This window comes from Paraburkholderia sp. SOS3 (assembly GCF_001922345.1).
Classification (GTDB): domain Bacteria; phylum Pseudomonadota; class Gammaproteobacteria; order Burkholderiales; family Burkholderiaceae; genus Paraburkholderia.
Genome location: NZ_CP018812.1, coordinates 2,724,134 through 2,740,731, shown reverse-complemented (window position 1 = coordinate 2,740,731; position 16,598 = coordinate 2,724,134). Strand labels below are relative to the sequence as shown.

Genomic DNA, 16,598 nt, shown 5'->3' with positions numbered 1-16,598 from the left:
ATGTCCACACGCTGTCGCGACGTTTCCGGCTCGGGCGAAATATCGGTGCGACGTCGCAAATTCAGACTGATCTTATGGGCACAGGCATTGGGTGCCCAGAGAATCGCCACCGAGGCAACAGTCGAGAATTTTTACAATGCGTATAGCAATCCTTCAACGCGATCCGGTGCGCAGCAAGCATCTGGAGCGCATCCTTGTGCAGGCCGGCCATAGCTGCATGGTCTATGACGATGGTCTGACGATGTCCAAAGCGCTCGCGCGATCCACCGCGGACCTGCTCGTGCTCGATTGGCATGGCGTGCGAATGTCCGGTATCGACGTCTTGAAGTCGATGCGTGCGGTGAACGGCGATCGTGTGCCGGTCATCTTCGCATCGAGCGATCAATCCGAAGAAAGCGTCGTGCGTGCGCTGATCGCGGGAGCCGACGACTATGTGACGTTTCCGGTGCGCACCGCGGAATTTCGCGAACGCGTGACGGCGTTGCTGCGGCGTACCTATCCGGAGCGATTCGGCGTGTCGAGTTTCGACGTCGGGCCGTACCACTTCGATACGCGCCGTCAGGTCGTCACGCTGCACGGCACGCCGGTGCAGCTTTCGGGCACGCAGTTTCGTCTTGCCGCGCTGTTCTTTTCCAATGTGGGCCGTGTGCTGTCGCGCGACCATATCTTTGCGATGGTGTGGGGACGCGAGTTCCGCGAGGTCACGCGCACGATCGATAGCCACGTGTCGCGTTTGCGTCTGCTGCTGCAAATCGAAGAACACAACGATTACCGTCTGCAGCCCGTGTACAAGAGCGGCTACCGGCTGCTCTGTGTGCGCGAGGAAAACGCGGCAGCCGAAGCGACCGCGGCCGCCGCGGCCTGATTGCCGAAAAGGCAAAGCGCGCGGCAGGGGCCGCGCGCTGCATCGATCGGCCCGATTATTCCGCCGCCGCGATCAGCTCTTTCCGCCGATCGTGTCCATTGGCACGAAGCCGCCTTTTTCCACTTTGTAGATCGTCACCGGCGCGTCTTTGAGATCGCCTTTCGAGTCGTACGCGACGTCGTTCGACGTCACGCCCTTGATGTTCACCTTGTCGAGCCACGACGTGTACACCTTCGGGTCGGTGGAGTTCGCGTCCTTCATCGCGGTCAGCAGCGCGATCGTGCCGTCGTACGAGTATGGCGAGTACGTCACCGGATCTTCGTGAAAGCGCGCCTTGTAGCGCGATTCGAAGCCGGAGAATCCCGGCATCTTCTCTTTAGGCAACCCGCCCATATAGACGATCGAACCTTCCGCCGCGCTGCCGCCGACCTTCAGGAACGTCGGCGACTTCGACATCTCGCCGGTGATGAACGCCGACTTGATGCCGAGCTGGCGCATCTTGCGGATCATCGGCGACGACTGGGCGTCGCCGCCGCCGTAGAAGATCGCATCCGGTTCGAGGCCTTTCATATTGGTCAGGACCGCAGAGAAATCGAGCGCCTTGTCGTTCGTGTAGTCGCGCTTGACGACCGTGCCGCCGGCCGCTGTGACGGCCGCGGCGAACTCGTCGGCGATGCCCTGCCCGTATGCGGTGCGGTCGTCGATGATCGCAATGCGCTTGTATTTGAGCTTGTTCACCACGTACTTGCCCATGATGCTGCCCGCTTGCGAATCGCTCGTGAGCAGCCGGTAGGTGGTTTTGTAGCCGCGTGCAGTGTAGACCGGCGACGTGGCCATCGACACCTGCGGCAGGCCTGCGCGGTTGTACAGGTCCGAAGCCGGAATGCTCGTGCCCGAGTTGAAGTGCCCGACAATGCCGTGCACGCCGTCGTCGATGAGCCGCTGCGCGACCGTCGTGCCGGTCCGCGGATCGGCCTGGTCGTCTTCGGAGGTCAGGGAGAACTTAACCGGCTTGCCGCCGATCACCGGATGTGTCGCGTTGAAATCGTCGATGGCGAGTTGCGCGCCTTTTTGCATGTCGGTGCCGTAGTTCGATTGCTGGCCGGTCAACGGCGCGGCAAAACCGATCTTCACGACGTCGGCGTCCGCTGCCTGCGCGCCGCTTGCCCACGCGAGCGCAGACGCGATCACGATATGCGATACCTTGAGCTTCACTGTGACTCCCCGTGTATGAATGAACGCAGGCGCGGCATGGAGCACTCGCGGCCCGTGCGTCGTAGACCAACTTCGATGACAAGCGCGGTGTTGCAAAACCGGGGTACACGCGGCGTGCATGCATGCGCAGCACACCGCGGTCCGGGACGCGCGGTTACAGCTTCGGCAGTGCCGGGCGCGTTTCGATCGAGCGGCGGATCAACGCTTCGACGGCCTTGCGCTCGTCGCCGGCGAGCGGCAGACGCGGCGGCCGCACCGGCTCGGTACCGAGGCCGACGATCGCTTCGGCAAGCTTGATGTTCTGCACGAGCTTTGCCGATACATCGAGCGCGAGCAACGGCGCGAACCAGCGGTAGATGGCGCGTGCTTCTTCGAAGCGGCCTGCCTTGAACAGCCTGTAGATCGCGACCGTCTCCTTCGGAAACGCGCACACGAGCCCCGCGACCCAGCCGTGCGCGCCCATCATCATCGCTTCGAGCGCGAGGTTATCGACGCCGCACAGAATCGCGTAACGGTCGCCGACCGCGTTGATCAGATCGGTCACGCGGCGCACGTCGCCGCACGATTCCTTGATCGCGACAATTTTCTGTTCGTCAGCGACTTCCGCGAACATCTCCGGCGTCATGTCGACGCCGTAGGCGAGCGGATTGTTGTAGATCATCAGCGGCAAACTGCTTGCGTTCGCAACCATGCGGAAATGATTGATCGTTTCGCGTCGGTCGGACAGGTAACGCAGGCCCGGCAGCACCATATAGCCGGCTGCGCCGTGCTTTGCGCCCGCTTCGGCCTGACGGCATGCGTCGAGCGTGCTGTTTTCGGCGATCGTCAGCAGAACCGGTACGCGGCCTTGCGATGCATCGACGGCGATGTCGAGCACCTGCAGCTTCTCGTCGAGAGAAAGCGTCGACGCCTCGCCGAGCGAACCGCATACGATGATGCCGTCGACGCCCGCGTCGATCTGTGCTTCGATGTTTTTCTTCGTCCACCCGCGGTCTATGCTGAAATCCGCGTTGAATTTGGTGGTGACGGCGGGCATTACGCCTTCCCAGATATGCGCCACGACAGCTCTCCAGATGTTGATGAATCGATCGCAGTGTAAGCACATCAAAATCGGTCGTCTTGCGCGATTCACGCGTGCTGCGTGACGATTTCAGCATAGTGGGGAGCGCAGAAAATAGGCATCCTGAACCTTTATGTAAAGGGTAATGCAGCAATTGGGGTTGTCACCAGGCGCGTGACGATACGCTTTGACGGCAAGGTCACGATACGCATCGAAGCAGGGACGCGCGACTCGCGTGGCGCACGCGCGATGGGCGCCCGCAGGAGTGTCTCCGCTGCCTTCGTTACAATGGCGCGGCGCAACAGTTGCTATGCTGAAATCGTCATAAACGGCGCGCAGCCGGGTCAAGACTCGCGCGCGCCGCGTTTCTAACATGTCGGCCATGAAAACCCTGAACGTCATTGATACGCACACCGGCGGCGAGCCCACGCGGCTTGTGGTGTCCGGCGGTCCCGATCTGGGCAGCGGCACGCTTGCCGGGCGCCTTCACGTTTTCCGCACGCGTTTCGACGACTGGCGAGCCGGCATCGTGACCGAACCGCGCGGTTCGGACGTCGTTGTCGGTGCGCTGTTGTGCGAGCCGCACGATCCGCAATGCGCGGCTGGCGTGATCTTTTTCAACAACGTTGGCTACCTCGGCATGTGCGGGCACGGCACGATAGGACTCGTCGTGTCGCTCGCGCATATGGGGCGCATCGGCCCGGGGCGGCACAGGATCGAGACACCGGTCGGCATCGTCGAGGCGACGCTCAATGACGATTCGAGCGTATCGGTGCGTAATGTGCCGTCGTATCGCTACCGTCGCGATGTGAGCGTCGACGTGCCGGGCTACGGCGTGTTCACAGGCGATATCGCGTGGGGCGGCAACTGGTTCTTCCTGGTTGCCGATCACGGGCGCACGCTCGTGCCCGCGAATATCGACGAACTGACCACGTTCACGTCGGCCATGCGCGATGCGCTGAGCGCGTCCGGCATCACGGGCGCGGCGAACGGTTATATCGACCACATCGAACTGTTTAGCCCTGGTTCATATGCCGGCATCGATAGCCGCAGTTTCGTGCTGTGTCCCGGCAATGCCTACGATCGCTCGCCGTGCGGCACAGGCACGAGTGCGAAGGTCGCGTGTCTCGCCGCCGCCGGCAAGCTCGCGCCGGGCGCGGTATGGCGTCAGGAAAGCATCATCGGCAGCGTGTTCGAAGCGAGCTACGCACCGACGGAACCGATCGACGGCGTGGCGGCGATCGTGCCCACCATCACCGGCCACGCGCACGTCATGGCGGAGAGCCGCCTATGCTTCGACGAGCGCGATCCGTTTGCATGGGGCATTCCGACGCGATGACGTCGGCCAGGTCACATCCGGCAGCATTCGTCGCAGTGGCACGAGCCGTTGCGCGTGCAACCAGCGCGCAGGCGATCGACGCAGACGCAGATACGCGAGGCGATAGATGAAAGCGGATGCGCTGATCGTCGGCGCGGGCATCGTCGGCGCGGCGTGCGCGGCGGAACTGGCTGCGCGCGGCTTGCGCGTCGTCGTCTTCGACGCGCACGGGATCGGCGGCGGTGCGACCGCTGCGGGCATGGGGCACATTGTCGCGATGCACGATTCGCCGGCCGAATTCGCACTGAGCCGTTACTCGCGCGATCTGTGGCTCGAATTGGCGCCGCAACTGCGCGAACGCGATGCGTTCTCGCGTTGCGGGACGCTCTGGGTCGCAGAGGATGACGAAGAATGGCAAGCGGCGCGCGTCATGCACGACGCGTTTGCCGCGCAGGGCGTTTCATCGCAGTTGCTCGATGCGTCCGCATTGCGCGAGTGCGAGCCGGCGCTCGTGCATGGCATGGCAGGCGGCCTGCTGATCGAACAGGACAGCATCGTCTACGCGCCATCGGTTGCGCAATGGCTGTTGAAAATATCCCCGGCCGCCGCACGCATCGACGTGCGGCCCGGAACACGAGTCGTTGCGGTCGACGCGCATTCGGTGAGGCTTGAGAATGGCGAGCGCGTCGAGGCTTCGTATGTGATCGTGGCGAATGGCATCGGTGCGACGGAGCTCGTGCGATCGTTGCCTCTGCAACCCAAAAAAGGCCATCTGCTGATCACGGACCGTTACCCCGGACTGATCCGGCATGAAGTGCTCGAACTCGGCTATATCAAGAGCGCACATCATGCGACGGGCACATCGGTTGCATTCAACGCGCAGCCGCGGCCGACAGGGCAATTGCTGATCGGCTCGTCGAGGCAGTTCGATACGACGGACCCCGCGGTCGAAATGCCGGTCCTTGCGCAGATGCTGCAGCGTGCAGCGCGTTATTTGCCTCAATTACCTGATCTGAATGCGATTCGCGCGTGGACCGGCTTTCGAGCGGCGACACCCGACGGCTTGCCGCTGATCGGGCAGTACGGCGTATCGGCGGCCGGCGAGACCATCGCCGGCGATTCAAACGCGGGCGTCTGGCTGGCGGTCGGCCATGAAGGACTCGGCGTCACCACATCGCTTGCCACTGCACAATTGCTTGCCGCGCAAATCACCGGCGGTGCGGCCACGATCGCTACCGATCCTTACCTGCCGGCGCGCTTCATGCACGGGGTTAGCCATGCGTGACGCGAACCAGGCTGACGCGCGCGTGCGTGTAACCGTCGACGGGCATGTTCTCGAGATGTTGGCGGGCGCTACCGTAGCGGCTGCGCTTGCGACACATGCTGGCATCGCGGGTACACGAACCTCGGTAACCGGCATGCCGCGCACGGCGCTGTGCGGCATGGGCGTGTGCCAGGAGTGCCGCGTAACGATCGATGGTTGCGCGCATAGGCTCGCGTGCCAGACGCTATGCCGCGACGGGCAGACGATCGAAACCGCTGGCTCAAGCCGGGACGCGGGGACGACATGAACCGGCGGCACTATGACGTCGTTATCGTCGGTGCGGGCCCCGCAGGCCTGAGCGCCGCACGCGCCGCTGCGCAGACGCAGGCGCACGCGCGCATCGCCGTACTTGACGATAACCCGCGTGCCGGCGGCCAGGTCTGGCGCCACGGCCCCGCGTATCCACCGGCGACGGCATTGAACGAACGTCTCGACGCGTTGCTGCGTGCCGGAAACGTGGACGTTTTCTCGTCAGCGCGCGTCGTCGCGCCGCTCGGCGATCGCAGTCTGCTCGTCGAATCGGCGCAGCATGGCGTGCTTGAACTCGGCTGTGAGCGGCTGATTCTTGCGACCGGCGCGCGCGAGCGGCTGCTGCCGTTCAAAGGGTGGACCTTGCCCGGGGTGACCGGCGCGGGCGGATTGCAGGCGCTGATCAAGGGCGGCGTACCCGTGCGCGGCGAGCGGATCGTCATAGCCGGCAGCGGGCCGCTGCTGATTGCGTCGCTCGCCACCGCGCGGCAAGCGGGCGCCAAGGTGGTCGCAGTGATCGAACAGGCGCCGTGGACGGCGGTTGCGCGCTTCGGCGTCGGACTTGTCGCGACGCCGTCGAAACTGTGGCAGGCAGCGCGGCTTACGCGCGGTTTTGCGGGGCTGCGCTATTTGACTGGAAGCGTGGTGCGCGAAGCGATCGGCGATGGCCGAGTCGAGCAGGTCCGGATTCGTCAGGGCGGCGGTGGCGATCTCGTGCTCGACTGCGCGCGCATCGCATGCGGCTATGGGCTGGTGCCGAACGTCACGGTCGGCGAGTCGCTTGGTTGCGCAGTCCATCGCGATCCGGCGGCGGGCAGTGCGCTGATCGTCGACGACGCGCAGCGCACGTCGCTCGCGCATGTGTTTGCCGCAGGCGAGTGCACCGGCGCCGGCGGCATGGAACTCGCGAGCGTCGAAGGAGAAATCGCAGGGTTGCAAGCCGTCGACGCACAGCGCGAAGCTGCGCGGCTGCAGGCGCAGCGCGATCGGTGGCGGCGCTTCGCACGGCGCGTCGAGACGGCGTTTGCGCCTCGCGAAGCGGCGCGCGCGCTGCCATCGGACGACACGCTGTTTTGCCGATGCGAAGATGTGACCTGCGCGCAGGTGCGCGAGCATACGAACTGGCGCGATGCAAAGCTGCAAACGCGCTGCGGGATGGGACCTTGCCAGGGGCGCATCTGCGGATGCGCGGCCGAACTCTATTTCGGCTGGAACACCGCTCAGGTGCGGCCGCCGTTTAGTCCCGCGCGGATTGGCACGTTGCTCGACGCCGTGCGCGACACGACGGACGCGACGCCGGACGCGAAGTGAAGCGCAAGGAGGTCGCGCATACTCGGGGGCGTCCCGAATTTTGTACTGCGCCGCACGGCCCTATAATCGTCCGCACGATCGCAGGAGTGCGTTTGGGCGTCCGCAGGAATTCTCTGTGAGAGGCCTTCAGGGAACCTCCTGCCCGGCCTACGCACCGCACCGCTCTGCGAACCTGGAATCCGCAAACAATGACCACGCTGGCTCATCCGCTGGAAGCGCCCGAAGGAAGTCCCTATGGGGCGACCTCAGGAAGTTCCTATGGAATGGCTGAGGGAAGCGCCCGTGGGACGCCTGAGCAGGGTGCAGTGGCGTCGTCGCCGCTCGCCGCAATGCTCGAGCATTTCACGATGCTCGCGCCGGTTTTCGACGCGATGCCGGATACCGTGTTCTTCGTGAAGGATGCCGAAGCGCGCTACGCGCTCGTCAACCGCACGCTGGCATCGCGCTGCGGATATAAGGAGAAGGAGGCGCTGCTCGGCAAGACCGCCGAACAGGTATTCCCGAGCCGCTTCGGCCGTATCTATACCGCGCAGGACCAGGCGGTGATTCATGTGGGCAACCAGATGCTCGATCAGCTCGAATTGCATCTGTATCCGGGCCGCCAGCCCGGCTGGTGTCTGACCTGCAAGCAGCCGCTGCGCGATGCAGCGGGGCGCATTGTCGGCCTCGCGGGCACGTCGCGCGATCTGAAGGCCGATGAGAGCAGCCACCCCGCGTACAGCCGTCTTGCGATCGTCGTCCAGTACATCCAGCAAAACTTTGTACAGCCGTTGAACCTGAAGCAGCTTGCGTCGATGGCGGATATGTCCGTCGCGCAACTCGAACGCTATTTTCACAAGGTGTTCCATCTAACGCCGCGCCAGGTGCTGCTGAAAACGCGCCTCGATGCGGCGACGGCGCTGCTCGTCTCGCACGACAAGGTGACCGACGTCGCCGCGCTGTGCGGCTACACCGATCACAGTGCATTTACGCGGCAATTCAAGGCGACTGTCGGCGTCACACCGACCGAATACCGGTTACTGCTGCTCGGCAGCGGGCGCCCGCGCGCGGCCGCATGACAGTCCACGTGGCATCGTGAAGGGAAATGAAAAAGCGAGGCGCTTTGCTGCGCTACAACGTGTACGTCGTCGCACTCGACGACACCGTATGGAACGAAGCACGCTTCAGGCGCGCGAATCCCGACTATCGCTTCGCGAGGCCATGCGTGTATGTGGGGATGACGGGACTCGACCCGGACCTGCGCTTCGACAGGCACAAGGCGGACATTCAGGCGAATCGCTATGTGCGCGATTACGGTGTGCGGCTCATGCCCGAACTGTATGACTTTTACAACCCGATGCCGTACGACGGGGCGCGCGACATGGAAGTGGAACTTGCGATCGGGTTACGCGAGGCAGGCTATGCGGTGTGGCAAGCCTGACGACATGATCGTTATCGGACGCCGAGGCCGAGGCCACGCAGAATGGCGTTGCCTTCATCAGTCAGACGAATGCGCGGCGCACCGGCATCGGACGATGCGATGCTTTCTACGAGGCCTGCTTCCTGCAGCATCGGAATTTCGGGTTTCGCATGCGCATCGACAGGCGCGTGCAGCAGCAATAGCAGCGTCGCGAGCTCGTGGTGGCTCAGCAGCCGCCGCAACATCGTAGGCCGCTTTGCGGCTACCGGCGTGGACGAAACCGACAGGGTCTTCCGAGTGTCACGCTCGTTATTATCGTCATTGTTTTGCATCGGGCACCTCATACGGATCACGGTTCGATTCGAGTGCATCGCATCTTGATGAGCCAAACTTAAACGACACTTAAGACAAGGATGCGACAGCCCGCCACACGCTTCCCGTACGTTCGCATTCGCGATGCGATATTCGCATGTCGACTCGATTGCTGTTTGCTTACGCTTACGTCACGCGGACGTCACGGCGCGCACGTCTTGCTGGCCGCCTCGATCCACATGTTCGACAGGTGGCGCTTGCCGGCGTAATAGCGGTAGGTGGTGCCGCCGTTGTCGGTGCGGACCTTGACGATATTCGATTCGCCGAAATCGAGCATCGTGCCTTGAGGAATCGGCGACGTGGCGACCTTCGTATCGTGTTTTTTCGCTTCCTGTTCGAGGCATTGAACGACGTCGGCAACCGGGCGATTCGTCATCTGGTCGTTTTCCGGATCGCCCGCGTCGGGATTGCGCTGAAACTGCGCGCACGCGCCAAGCGCGACAGGAACGAGCAGGATAGCGGCGTATAACGATGCTTTGAACGAATTCCTCATGACGCTCCTTGATATCAAAACGGCAAATCGCATTCACACAACAGCAGATTATAACGACGCAAGGGGCGTGCCCAGCCGGCGGGCGATCGGTGGTCTGATCGGCGGCCGTGACGCGAGTGATGCGAAATCGGAAAGCAGGCAATGTACCGCCTCGCCCGTCGGCTGCTTTGCTTCGGATCGCTTAGCGTGATGACGTGCGCCGCTTTGCGCCGAGTCGCGCAGCCGACCGGGCGGGAAACCTTGCAGAAAGCGCATCGCGTGTTTGCATGGCGGAATAAGTCAACTGCGCGGCTGCCAGACCGAATGCGCCGAACGTGTGCGTTAGGCCGAACTGCGCAAACGCGTCGGGCACAGGCCTTTCACCGCTGATCGCCGATGCGAGCAGCTCGCCGCATACGGTAGTCGGCGCCATTCCATGACCGCCGAAGCCGACCGCGTACCAGACGCCATCGGCGCTTTGGCCGATCTGCGGCATCTTGTGCCGCGCATAGCTCATGAGGCCGCCCCATGCGTAGTCGACGTGTACATCATGCAGTTGCGGGTAGACCTTCAGCAGATCGTTGCGTAGCAGCCGCGCAATTGCCTGCGGCGTGCGTTCGACAATCGAGATCCGGCCACCCCACAAAATACGGGTGTCGGGCAGCGGCCGATAGTAGTCGAATGCAAAGCGCGTGTCATAGACGGCTGACGCGCAGTCGATCGCGTCTCTGAGTCGCTCGCCGAGTGGTTCGGTCGCGATCACGTAGGTGGCGATCGGAAGGACCGCACGTTCGACGCGCCGATAGACGTTGCGCGCATAGCCGCCGCCCGCCATCACGACATGCTCCGCGTCGACCGCGCCGTGCGCGGTCTCGACGACGAACCCACTGCGTTGGGGCCGAAGCGCAAGCACGGGCGAGTGCTCATGAATGCGTATGCCGGTATCGCTTGCAGCGGCAGCGACGCCGGCGACATATTTCAAAGGATGAAAGTGAAACGCATGGCGCTCGAAAAGCCCGCCGTGATAACGCGAGGTTTTGAGCTTCGCCGAGAGATCGCGCCGGTCGAGCGGTTCCCAGTCGACGCCGAACGATTCCTTCATCAAGCGCCGTTGGGCATCGAGCCGCGCCGGCTCGTCGAACCAGTTCGCGAGAATCACACCCGCATCGATGGCATCGCAGTCGATATGGTAACGACGGATGCGCTCGCGCATCAGGTCGACCGCATCGGTGGTCAGCGCATACAGGTCGCGAGCGCGTGACGGCCCGAGAATTCTCAGCAGCTCCGCACAGTCGAGGCTATAGCCGCCGAACACGAAACCGCCGTTGCGCCCCGATGCGCCGAACCCGACGTGTTCCGCTTCGAGCACCACGACGTCGCGCACGCCGCGCTCGGCGAGCCCGAGTGCAGTCGACAGGCCGGCCAGGCCGCCGCCGACAATGCATACGCGAGCGCTTTGCCGGCCGGTCAGACGCGGGCGTTCAGGCCGGCTTACAGTCGCTTCGTAGAAGCTTTGCATAAGCGGTTCCGCTTGAAATGGGCGGCTATGGTACTGAAATTTCCGCGCCGCTCCTATCGGGCTTTCCATAGGGGAAGTGCGCACCTGCTACGGACTGCCACGCACGCCCCAAGCCGGAACAGCCCGTGCCGCGCGGAATTTCGGCAGGCGCCAGCGCCGCGAGTGTTGCGTGGCGTACTCATTGCAGGCACCTGTTTGTGCGATGGTCATTCGCAAACCTCGGTTACGCGCTAGACTGATACGAGTCGCATTTTTTGTGGTCTGGCATCTGCAAGGAGACGCCACCATGAATCGGCCTCTGCTTCGCGTTCCGCCGCTGCGTACCTCCGGCACCACATCCACATGGAAGTGGCTGAAGTGGGGTATTTTTCTAGCGTTTCTGGTGGCGGTCGCGGCCGGTGTACGGGTCGTGCAGATCGAAATGGATACCTCGCGGCTTCAGGCCCGGTATCTGTCCGAACTCACCAGCGAAGTCGGTTTCACCGTTGCGACAGGCCCGAGCGACAATATCCGTTTTCCGAAGGACGGGCCTTACGATATCCGGCTCGGATACTCGCTGCTGCCGTCCATCGAACGGCGCCTGCGTGAGCGCGGCTTCACCATCGCCTCTCAGTCGCGCGATTCGGATCGCATGCTATCCCTCGCCGACGATGGTCTTTTCATCCCCTTCGAGGAGAAGGATCAGGCCGGCTTGCGCCTTTACGATTCGACAGGCATCGAACTGTTCGGCGACGATTATCCGAAACGGATTTATGGCGGCTTTGACGCGATTCCGCCGCTTGTCGTGAACGCGCTGCTGTTTATCGAGGATCGTCATCTGCTTGATGCAGATCAACCCAATCGCAATCCGGCTATTGACTGGACGCGCTTCGGCCGCGCACTCGCCGACCAGGGTCTGCGCTTTTTCAATCACAACCAGCCGCAGCCGGGCGGCAGCACGCTCGCGACGCAGATCGAAAAATTTCGCCACTCGCCAGGCGGCCGTACCGCGACGCCGCAGGAAAAGCTGCGGCAAATCGCATCGGCCTCGGTGCGCGCGTATCTCGATGGTCCGCGCACGATGGAAGCGCGTCAGCAAATCGTCGTGCGCTATCTGAATTCGGTGCCGCTCGCGGCGCAGCCGGGCATCGGCGAAATCAACGGGATCGGCGACGGGCTTGCCGCGTGGTATGGCCGTGATTTCGACGAGGTGAACCGCATTCTCGCGGCGCCGACGACCGAAGAGAACCTGGCTGCGCAAGGCCTTGCATTTCGCCAGGTACTGTCGCTGATGATCGCGCAGCGTGGGCCTTCGCATTTCCTGTTGCGCAGGAATGCGGATCTCGCAACGCTCACCGACAGCTATCTGCGGCTGCTCGCGAGCGGTGGCGCGATTTCTACGGCGTTGCGCGATGCGGCGCTGTCCGCGCCGGTCGAATTGCATCGTGCGTCGTTGCCGGCGGCGACCGAATCGTTCGTGTCGCGCAAGGCGGTGACGTCGCTGCGCTCGCATCTGATGACGGCATTGGGCGTGAACAACCTGTACGATCTCGACCGTCTCGACCTGAGCGCCACCGCGACGCTCGACAATGAAGTGCAACAGGCGGTCAGCGACCGGCTGGCCGCTGCCGCAACCAAAGACGGCGCGCGCGCTGCCGGACTTTACGGCAAGGACATGCTGCGCCCGCAGGACGATCCGTCGAAAATTTCGTTTAGCTTCACGCTATTCGAAAAGCACGGCGGCCAGAACCTGATGCGCGTGCAGACCGATAGCGTCGACCAGCCGTTCGACATCAACCAGGGTGCGCGTTTGAATCTGGGTTCGACGGCTAAGCTGCGCACGATCGTCACGTATCTACAGATCGTCGAGGAACTGCACGGTCGCTATGCGTCGATGAGCAGCGACGAATTGCGTGCAGTCAAGCCCGACCCGTCCGATGGTTTGACGCGCTGGTCGATCGATTATCTGCTGCATACGAAGGACCATTCGCTGCCCGCAATGCTCGATGCGGCGACCGAGCGCAAGTATTCGGCGAGCGCCGGCGAGATGTTTTACACGGGTGGCGGCGGGCAGGTGTTCAGCAATTTCGAATCGAGCGATAACGGCCGCATTCTGACCGTGCACCGCGCCTTCCAGCATTCGGTGAACCTGGTTTTCGTGCGGATGATGCGCGATATCGTCCACTACGAAATGATCCAGACGTCGGGACCGAGCACGCAATGGCTCGACGATCCGGCCACGCGCAAGATGTATCTGACGCGCTTCGCGGACCAGGAAAGCCGCGTCTATATGAACCGCTTCTACACGAAGTATCACGGCAAGACACCCGATGCGGTGCTCGCCGCATTGCTGCGCGCGGTGCGCAAATCGCCGCCGAAGGTCGCGACCGTGCTGCGCAGCGTCGCGCCCGATGGCTCGCAGGAATGGTTCAACGTGCAGATGCGCGCCGCGCTGAAGGGCACGCCGGCTGCCGTCATTCTCGACAACGAAGATCTTGCAAAGCTCTATACGAAGTACGGCATCGACAAGTTCAATCTGAATGACCGTGGCTATATTTCGAGCGTGCATCCGCTCGAACTGTGGGCCGTCAACTATCTGCGCACGCATCCCGATGCAAGCCTGAACGAAGTGCAGGAAGCGAGCCGCGATGCGCGCGCGGATGCCTACAAATGGCTCTTCAAGACGCGCTATCACGCAACCCAGGATCGCCGCATCAAACGCATGGTCGAGCAGCGTGCCTATGATGAGATCGGCAAGTCGTGGCGCGCGCTCGGCTACCCATTCGCGAAGATCACGCCGTCGTATGGAGCGGCGATCGGCGCGTCGGGCGATCGGCCGGCCGCGCTTGCGCAACTGATCGGCATCATTTCGAACGGCGGCAAACAGGTGCCGACGCATAGTATTACGGACCTCGAATTTGCGAAGGGCACGCCGTATGAAACGCGCTTCACGCGCGCGCAAACGCAGCCCGAGCAGGTGCTGTCGCCCGATGTCGCGCGTGTCGTGCAGTCGCTCGTCCACGACGTCGTTGCGGGCGGCACCGCGCGCCGTCTGGCGGACGGCATCCGCTTCCCGAATGGCCAGGTGCTGCCCGTATCGGGCAAAACCGGCACGGGCGACCAGCGCTTCAATGTCTATGCGAAGGGCGGGCGCCTGATCGAGTCGCGCAAAGTCAATCGCACGGCAACTTTCGTGTTCGAACTCGGCGACCGGTACTTCGGCACCATGACCGCCGTCGTGCATGAGCCGTACGCGAGCCGCTTCGATTTTACGAGTGCGCTGTCCGTGCAGTTGCTGAAATCGATGGGGGCCGCGCTGCAGCCGCTGCTCGACACGCCGCCGGAGCGGGCGGCGAGGCGCGTCGCGGCGGCGAGCGGGCAGCCCGCGGCGAAATAGCTAGAGACCGACTTCCGTCGCGGGCTTCAGAAAAAGCTCGTGCACGGGCGCGAAGTGCGCATAGAGCGGCAGGATGGCGCCGCCCATTGCGCGAGCGTCGGAGCCGATCGTACCTTCGAGCAATTGCGGCCGGACCATACCCTCCCATTCGTAGCGATCGAGCACACGCTCGGTACGCCGAATGATTTCACGCAGCAACTGACGGTCGAGCTCGCCGTCTATCACTACGGCTTCCAGATCGAGCAGCGCCGCCGCATTGGTCAGGGCGCTTGCGATCGCGGGGCATGCGGTGTCGAGCCACTGGTCGGTCAGCCGCCACAGGTCTGCCGATAATGCGCGTTCATCGTGCGCGGCGGCGGCCGGCGCGCCGGCCTCGGTGAACAGCCGCTCGAGCACGAAGCCCGATGCTGCGTGCAACAACTGCCGTGCCGGGTCGCGCACTCGGCCGGCAAGCGGAATCGAACCGACCGCGCCCGCATTGTCGTGCGGGCCGCCATGCAAGCGCCCGTCGATGACGAGGCCGCCACCGATAAACGTGCCGACGAACAGATACAGAAAATGATGGATGCCGCGCCCCTGGCCCATCACGAGTTCGGCCGCGCAGGCGGCGGTGGTGTCTTTGGCAAACTCGACCGGCAAGCCGGTCATCGTCGCGATGCGCGCGCGGATATCGATGTCGCTCCACGCATCGAGCGCGTCGCGCGGTGCGCCCAGGAACTCGCGCCACCCTCCCAACCACAGCGGAGCCGCTACGCCGACGCCGACTATTTTCCGTTTTCTTGCCGCGCCCAATGCCTCGTTCACGCGCGCAAGCCTGTTTTCGAGCGCGGGAAAAAGCGTGCGCGGATCGGGATATGCATACTCGAGAACTTCGCGGCAGCACACGCGGCCGAGGAAATCCATCGCGAGCACATCGAGGCTGCGCCGCCCGACCTTGACGCCAATCGTGTACGCACCTTCGGGCCGCAGCGCAATCGGCACGGATGGCTGACCGATGCGGCCGCGCACGCGCGCCTGCTTGACGAGCAGGCCGTCGTCGATCAGCCGGTCGACGATCATCGAGACCGATTGCATCGACAGCCGCGTGAGCCGGCCGACGTCGGCCTTCGGCAGCGGCCCATGCAGGCGGATCGCTTGCAGCACGATACGTTCGTTGAACTGGCGCATGCCGACCTGGTTCGAGCCGACCGTGCGTTTGAGCGGCGAGCGGATGCCGGTATCCATGGTGTTCCTCGGCTTCAGCCGAAATGGGTTTTTATGGCCTTGACATGCATGGCGAACGTCGCGCCATCACGCGATCGCCTTCACATCCGCTTCCTTTGCGCCGGTCATGATCGCGACGGCTTCGGACATATGGATGTCCTTGCGCTTGACGAGCGCCGCGCGCCGGCCGAGACGCTGGATATGGATGCGATCCGCGATCTCGAACACGTGCGGCATATTGTGGCTGATCAGAATAACCGGCAGCCCGCGATCGCGCACGCGGCGAATCAGTTCGAGCACCATGTTGCCTTCCTTCACGCCGAGTGCGGCGGTCGGTTCGTCGAGGATCACGACATGCCGCGCAAACGCCGCGCTGCGCGCGACGGCCACGCCCTGGCGCTGGCCGCCCGATAGCGTTTCGACGGCCTGCCGCATCGAACGGATGCCGATTTGCAGGTCTTTCATATGCGCGGTCGCTTCTTCGAGCATGCGGCGCTTGTCGATCATCTTCAGCAGCGAACCGCGCCAGCCTGGTTTGAGCAACTCGCGTGCGAGAAACAGGTTTTCCGCGATGCTCATCGCAGGCGCGACGGCGAGGTCCTGATAGACGGTTTCGATGCCCTGTTCGCGCGCATCGAGGGGGCTGCGGAAGCGAACGGGCTTGCCGTCGAGACGGATTTCGCCTTCGTCGGGTACGGTGGCGCCGGACAGCGCCTTGATCAGCGATGATTTGCCGGCGCCATTGTCGCCGATCACAGCCATGATTTCGCCTGGCAGCACTTCGAAATCGCAGCCGTCGAGCGCGGTGACCTGGCCATAGCGTTTGACGATGCCGCGGGCTTCGAGCACAGGGGTAACCGCGGAGATGGCGGAAGAGGATACGGATGTCGTCGACATGACGGGCTCCATGCTTGA

General features: G+C 63.4%; 16 protein-coding genes. 9 read left to right on the top strand and 7 right to left on the bottom strand.

What is annotated here, in order from left to right; genetic code table 11:
* The first annotated feature begins 136 nt into the window (after window positions 1-136).
* Window positions 137-865: a response regulator transcription factor gene (locus tag BTO02_RS32210; protein WP_075161010.1), complete on the top strand. Its 729-nt coding sequence runs from the start codon at window positions 137-139 to the stop codon at window positions 863-865.
* A gap of 72 nt (window positions 866-937) precedes the next feature.
* Here BTO02_RS32210 and BTO02_RS32205 read toward each other — a convergent pair whose 3' ends face one another.
* Window positions 938-2,080 carry a branched-chain amino acid ABC transporter substrate-binding protein gene (locus tag BTO02_RS32205; RefSeq protein ID WP_075161009.1) on the bottom strand — a complete coding sequence of 381 codons (1,143 nt, stop codon included), beginning with the start codon at window positions 2,078-2,080 and terminating at the stop codon, window positions 938-940.
* Window positions 2,081-2,234: 154 nt separating this feature from the next.
* The gene (locus BTO02_RS32200; protein ID WP_075161008.1) at window positions 2,235-3,140 is read right to left on the bottom strand and encodes a dihydrodipicolinate synthase family protein; all 906 of its coding nucleotides are present in this window, start codon (window positions 3,138-3,140) and stop codon (window positions 2,235-2,237) included.
* A gap of 373 nt (window positions 3,141-3,513) precedes the next feature.
* Between BTO02_RS32200 and BTO02_RS32195 the strand changes: the two genes are divergently transcribed.
* From BTO02_RS32195 to BTO02_RS32170, 6 genes are all read left to right on the top strand, one after another.
* Entirely contained in the window at window positions 3,514-4,479 is a 966-nt protein-coding gene (locus BTO02_RS32195) for a 4-hydroxyproline epimerase (RefSeq protein ID WP_075161007.1), read from the top strand.
* 106 nt (window positions 4,480-4,585) lie between these two features.
* Window positions 4,586-5,743 (top strand): NAD(P)/FAD-dependent oxidoreductase, encoded by a 1,158-nt coding sequence (locus tag BTO02_RS32190; protein WP_075161006.1) that lies wholly within the window; start codon window positions 4,586-4,588, stop codon window positions 5,741-5,743.
* Entirely contained in the window at window positions 5,736-6,029 is a 294-nt protein-coding gene (locus BTO02_RS32185) for a 2Fe-2S iron-sulfur cluster-binding protein (protein ID WP_075161005.1), read from the top strand. Before BTO02_RS32190 ends, BTO02_RS32185 begins: the two co-directional genes overlap by 8 nt.
* Window positions 6,026-7,342 carry an NAD(P)/FAD-dependent oxidoreductase gene (locus BTO02_RS32180; RefSeq protein ID WP_075161004.1) on the top strand — a complete coding sequence of 439 codons (1,317 nt, stop codon included), beginning with the start codon at window positions 6,026-6,028 and terminating at the stop codon, window positions 7,340-7,342. Before BTO02_RS32185 ends, BTO02_RS32180 begins: the two co-directional genes overlap by 4 nt.
* Before the next feature lie 263 nt (window positions 7,343-7,605).
* On the top strand, window positions 7,606-8,400 hold the full coding sequence (locus tag BTO02_RS32175; RefSeq protein ID WP_075161003.1) for a helix-turn-helix transcriptional regulator: 795 nt from the start codon (window positions 7,606-7,608) through the stop codon (window positions 8,398-8,400).
* Window positions 8,401-8,426: 26 nt separating this feature from the next.
* Window positions 8,427-8,762 carry a hypothetical protein gene (locus tag BTO02_RS32170; protein ID WP_075161002.1) on the top strand — a complete coding sequence of 112 codons (336 nt, stop codon included), beginning with the start codon at window positions 8,427-8,429 and terminating at the stop codon, window positions 8,760-8,762.
* A gap of 11 nt (window positions 8,763-8,773) precedes the next feature.
* On the opposite strand, the gene BTO02_RS32165 is transcribed toward BTO02_RS32170, so the two are convergent.
* Together BTO02_RS32165 and BTO02_RS32160 are read right to left on the bottom strand one after the other, a co-directional pair.
* On the bottom strand, window positions 8,774-8,986 hold the full coding sequence (locus tag BTO02_RS32165) for a hypothetical protein (RefSeq protein WP_083615489.1): 213 nt from the start codon (window positions 8,984-8,986) through the stop codon (window positions 8,774-8,776).
* A gap of 269 nt (window positions 8,987-9,255) precedes the next feature.
* Complete coding sequence (locus BTO02_RS32160) at window positions 9,256-9,606, bottom strand: hypothetical protein (protein ID WP_075161000.1); 351 nt, start codon at window positions 9,604-9,606, stop codon at window positions 9,256-9,258.
* Here BTO02_RS32160 and BTO02_RS34605 point away from each other — a divergent pair.
* The gene (locus BTO02_RS34605) at window positions 9,605-9,796 is read left to right on the top strand and encodes a hypothetical protein (protein ID WP_156884046.1); all 192 of its coding nucleotides are present in this window, start codon (window positions 9,605-9,607) and stop codon (window positions 9,794-9,796) included. The two genes, BTO02_RS32160 and BTO02_RS34605, sit on opposite strands and share 2 nt — an antisense overlap.
* Here the strand turns inward: BTO02_RS34605 and BTO02_RS32155 are convergent.
* Entirely contained in the window at window positions 9,788-11,104 is a 1,317-nt protein-coding gene (locus BTO02_RS32155; RefSeq protein WP_075160999.1) for an NAD(P)/FAD-dependent oxidoreductase, read from the bottom strand. The two genes, BTO02_RS34605 and BTO02_RS32155, sit on opposite strands and share 9 nt — an antisense overlap.
* A 286-nt stretch (window positions 11,105-11,390) precedes the next feature.
* Between BTO02_RS32155 and BTO02_RS32150 the strand changes: the two genes are divergently transcribed.
* Window positions 11,391-14,480: a biosynthetic peptidoglycan transglycosylase gene (locus BTO02_RS32150; protein WP_075160998.1), complete on the top strand. Its 3,090-nt coding sequence runs from the start codon at window positions 11,391-11,393 to the stop codon at window positions 14,478-14,480.
* Here the strand turns inward: BTO02_RS32150 and BTO02_RS32145 are convergent, their stop codons facing one another.
* Both BTO02_RS32145 and BTO02_RS32140 read right to left on the bottom strand, forming a co-directional pair.
* Window positions 14,481-15,704: an ROK family transcriptional regulator gene (locus BTO02_RS32145; protein ID WP_075160997.1), complete on the bottom strand. Its 1,224-nt coding sequence runs from the start codon at window positions 15,702-15,704 to the stop codon at window positions 14,481-14,483.
* Window positions 15,705-15,770: 66 nt separating this feature from the next.
* The gene (locus BTO02_RS32140) at window positions 15,771-16,580 is read right to left on the bottom strand and encodes an ATP-binding cassette domain-containing protein (protein WP_075161597.1); all 810 of its coding nucleotides are present in this window, start codon (window positions 16,578-16,580) and stop codon (window positions 15,771-15,773) included.
* Window positions 16,581-16,598 lie beyond the last annotated feature (18 nt).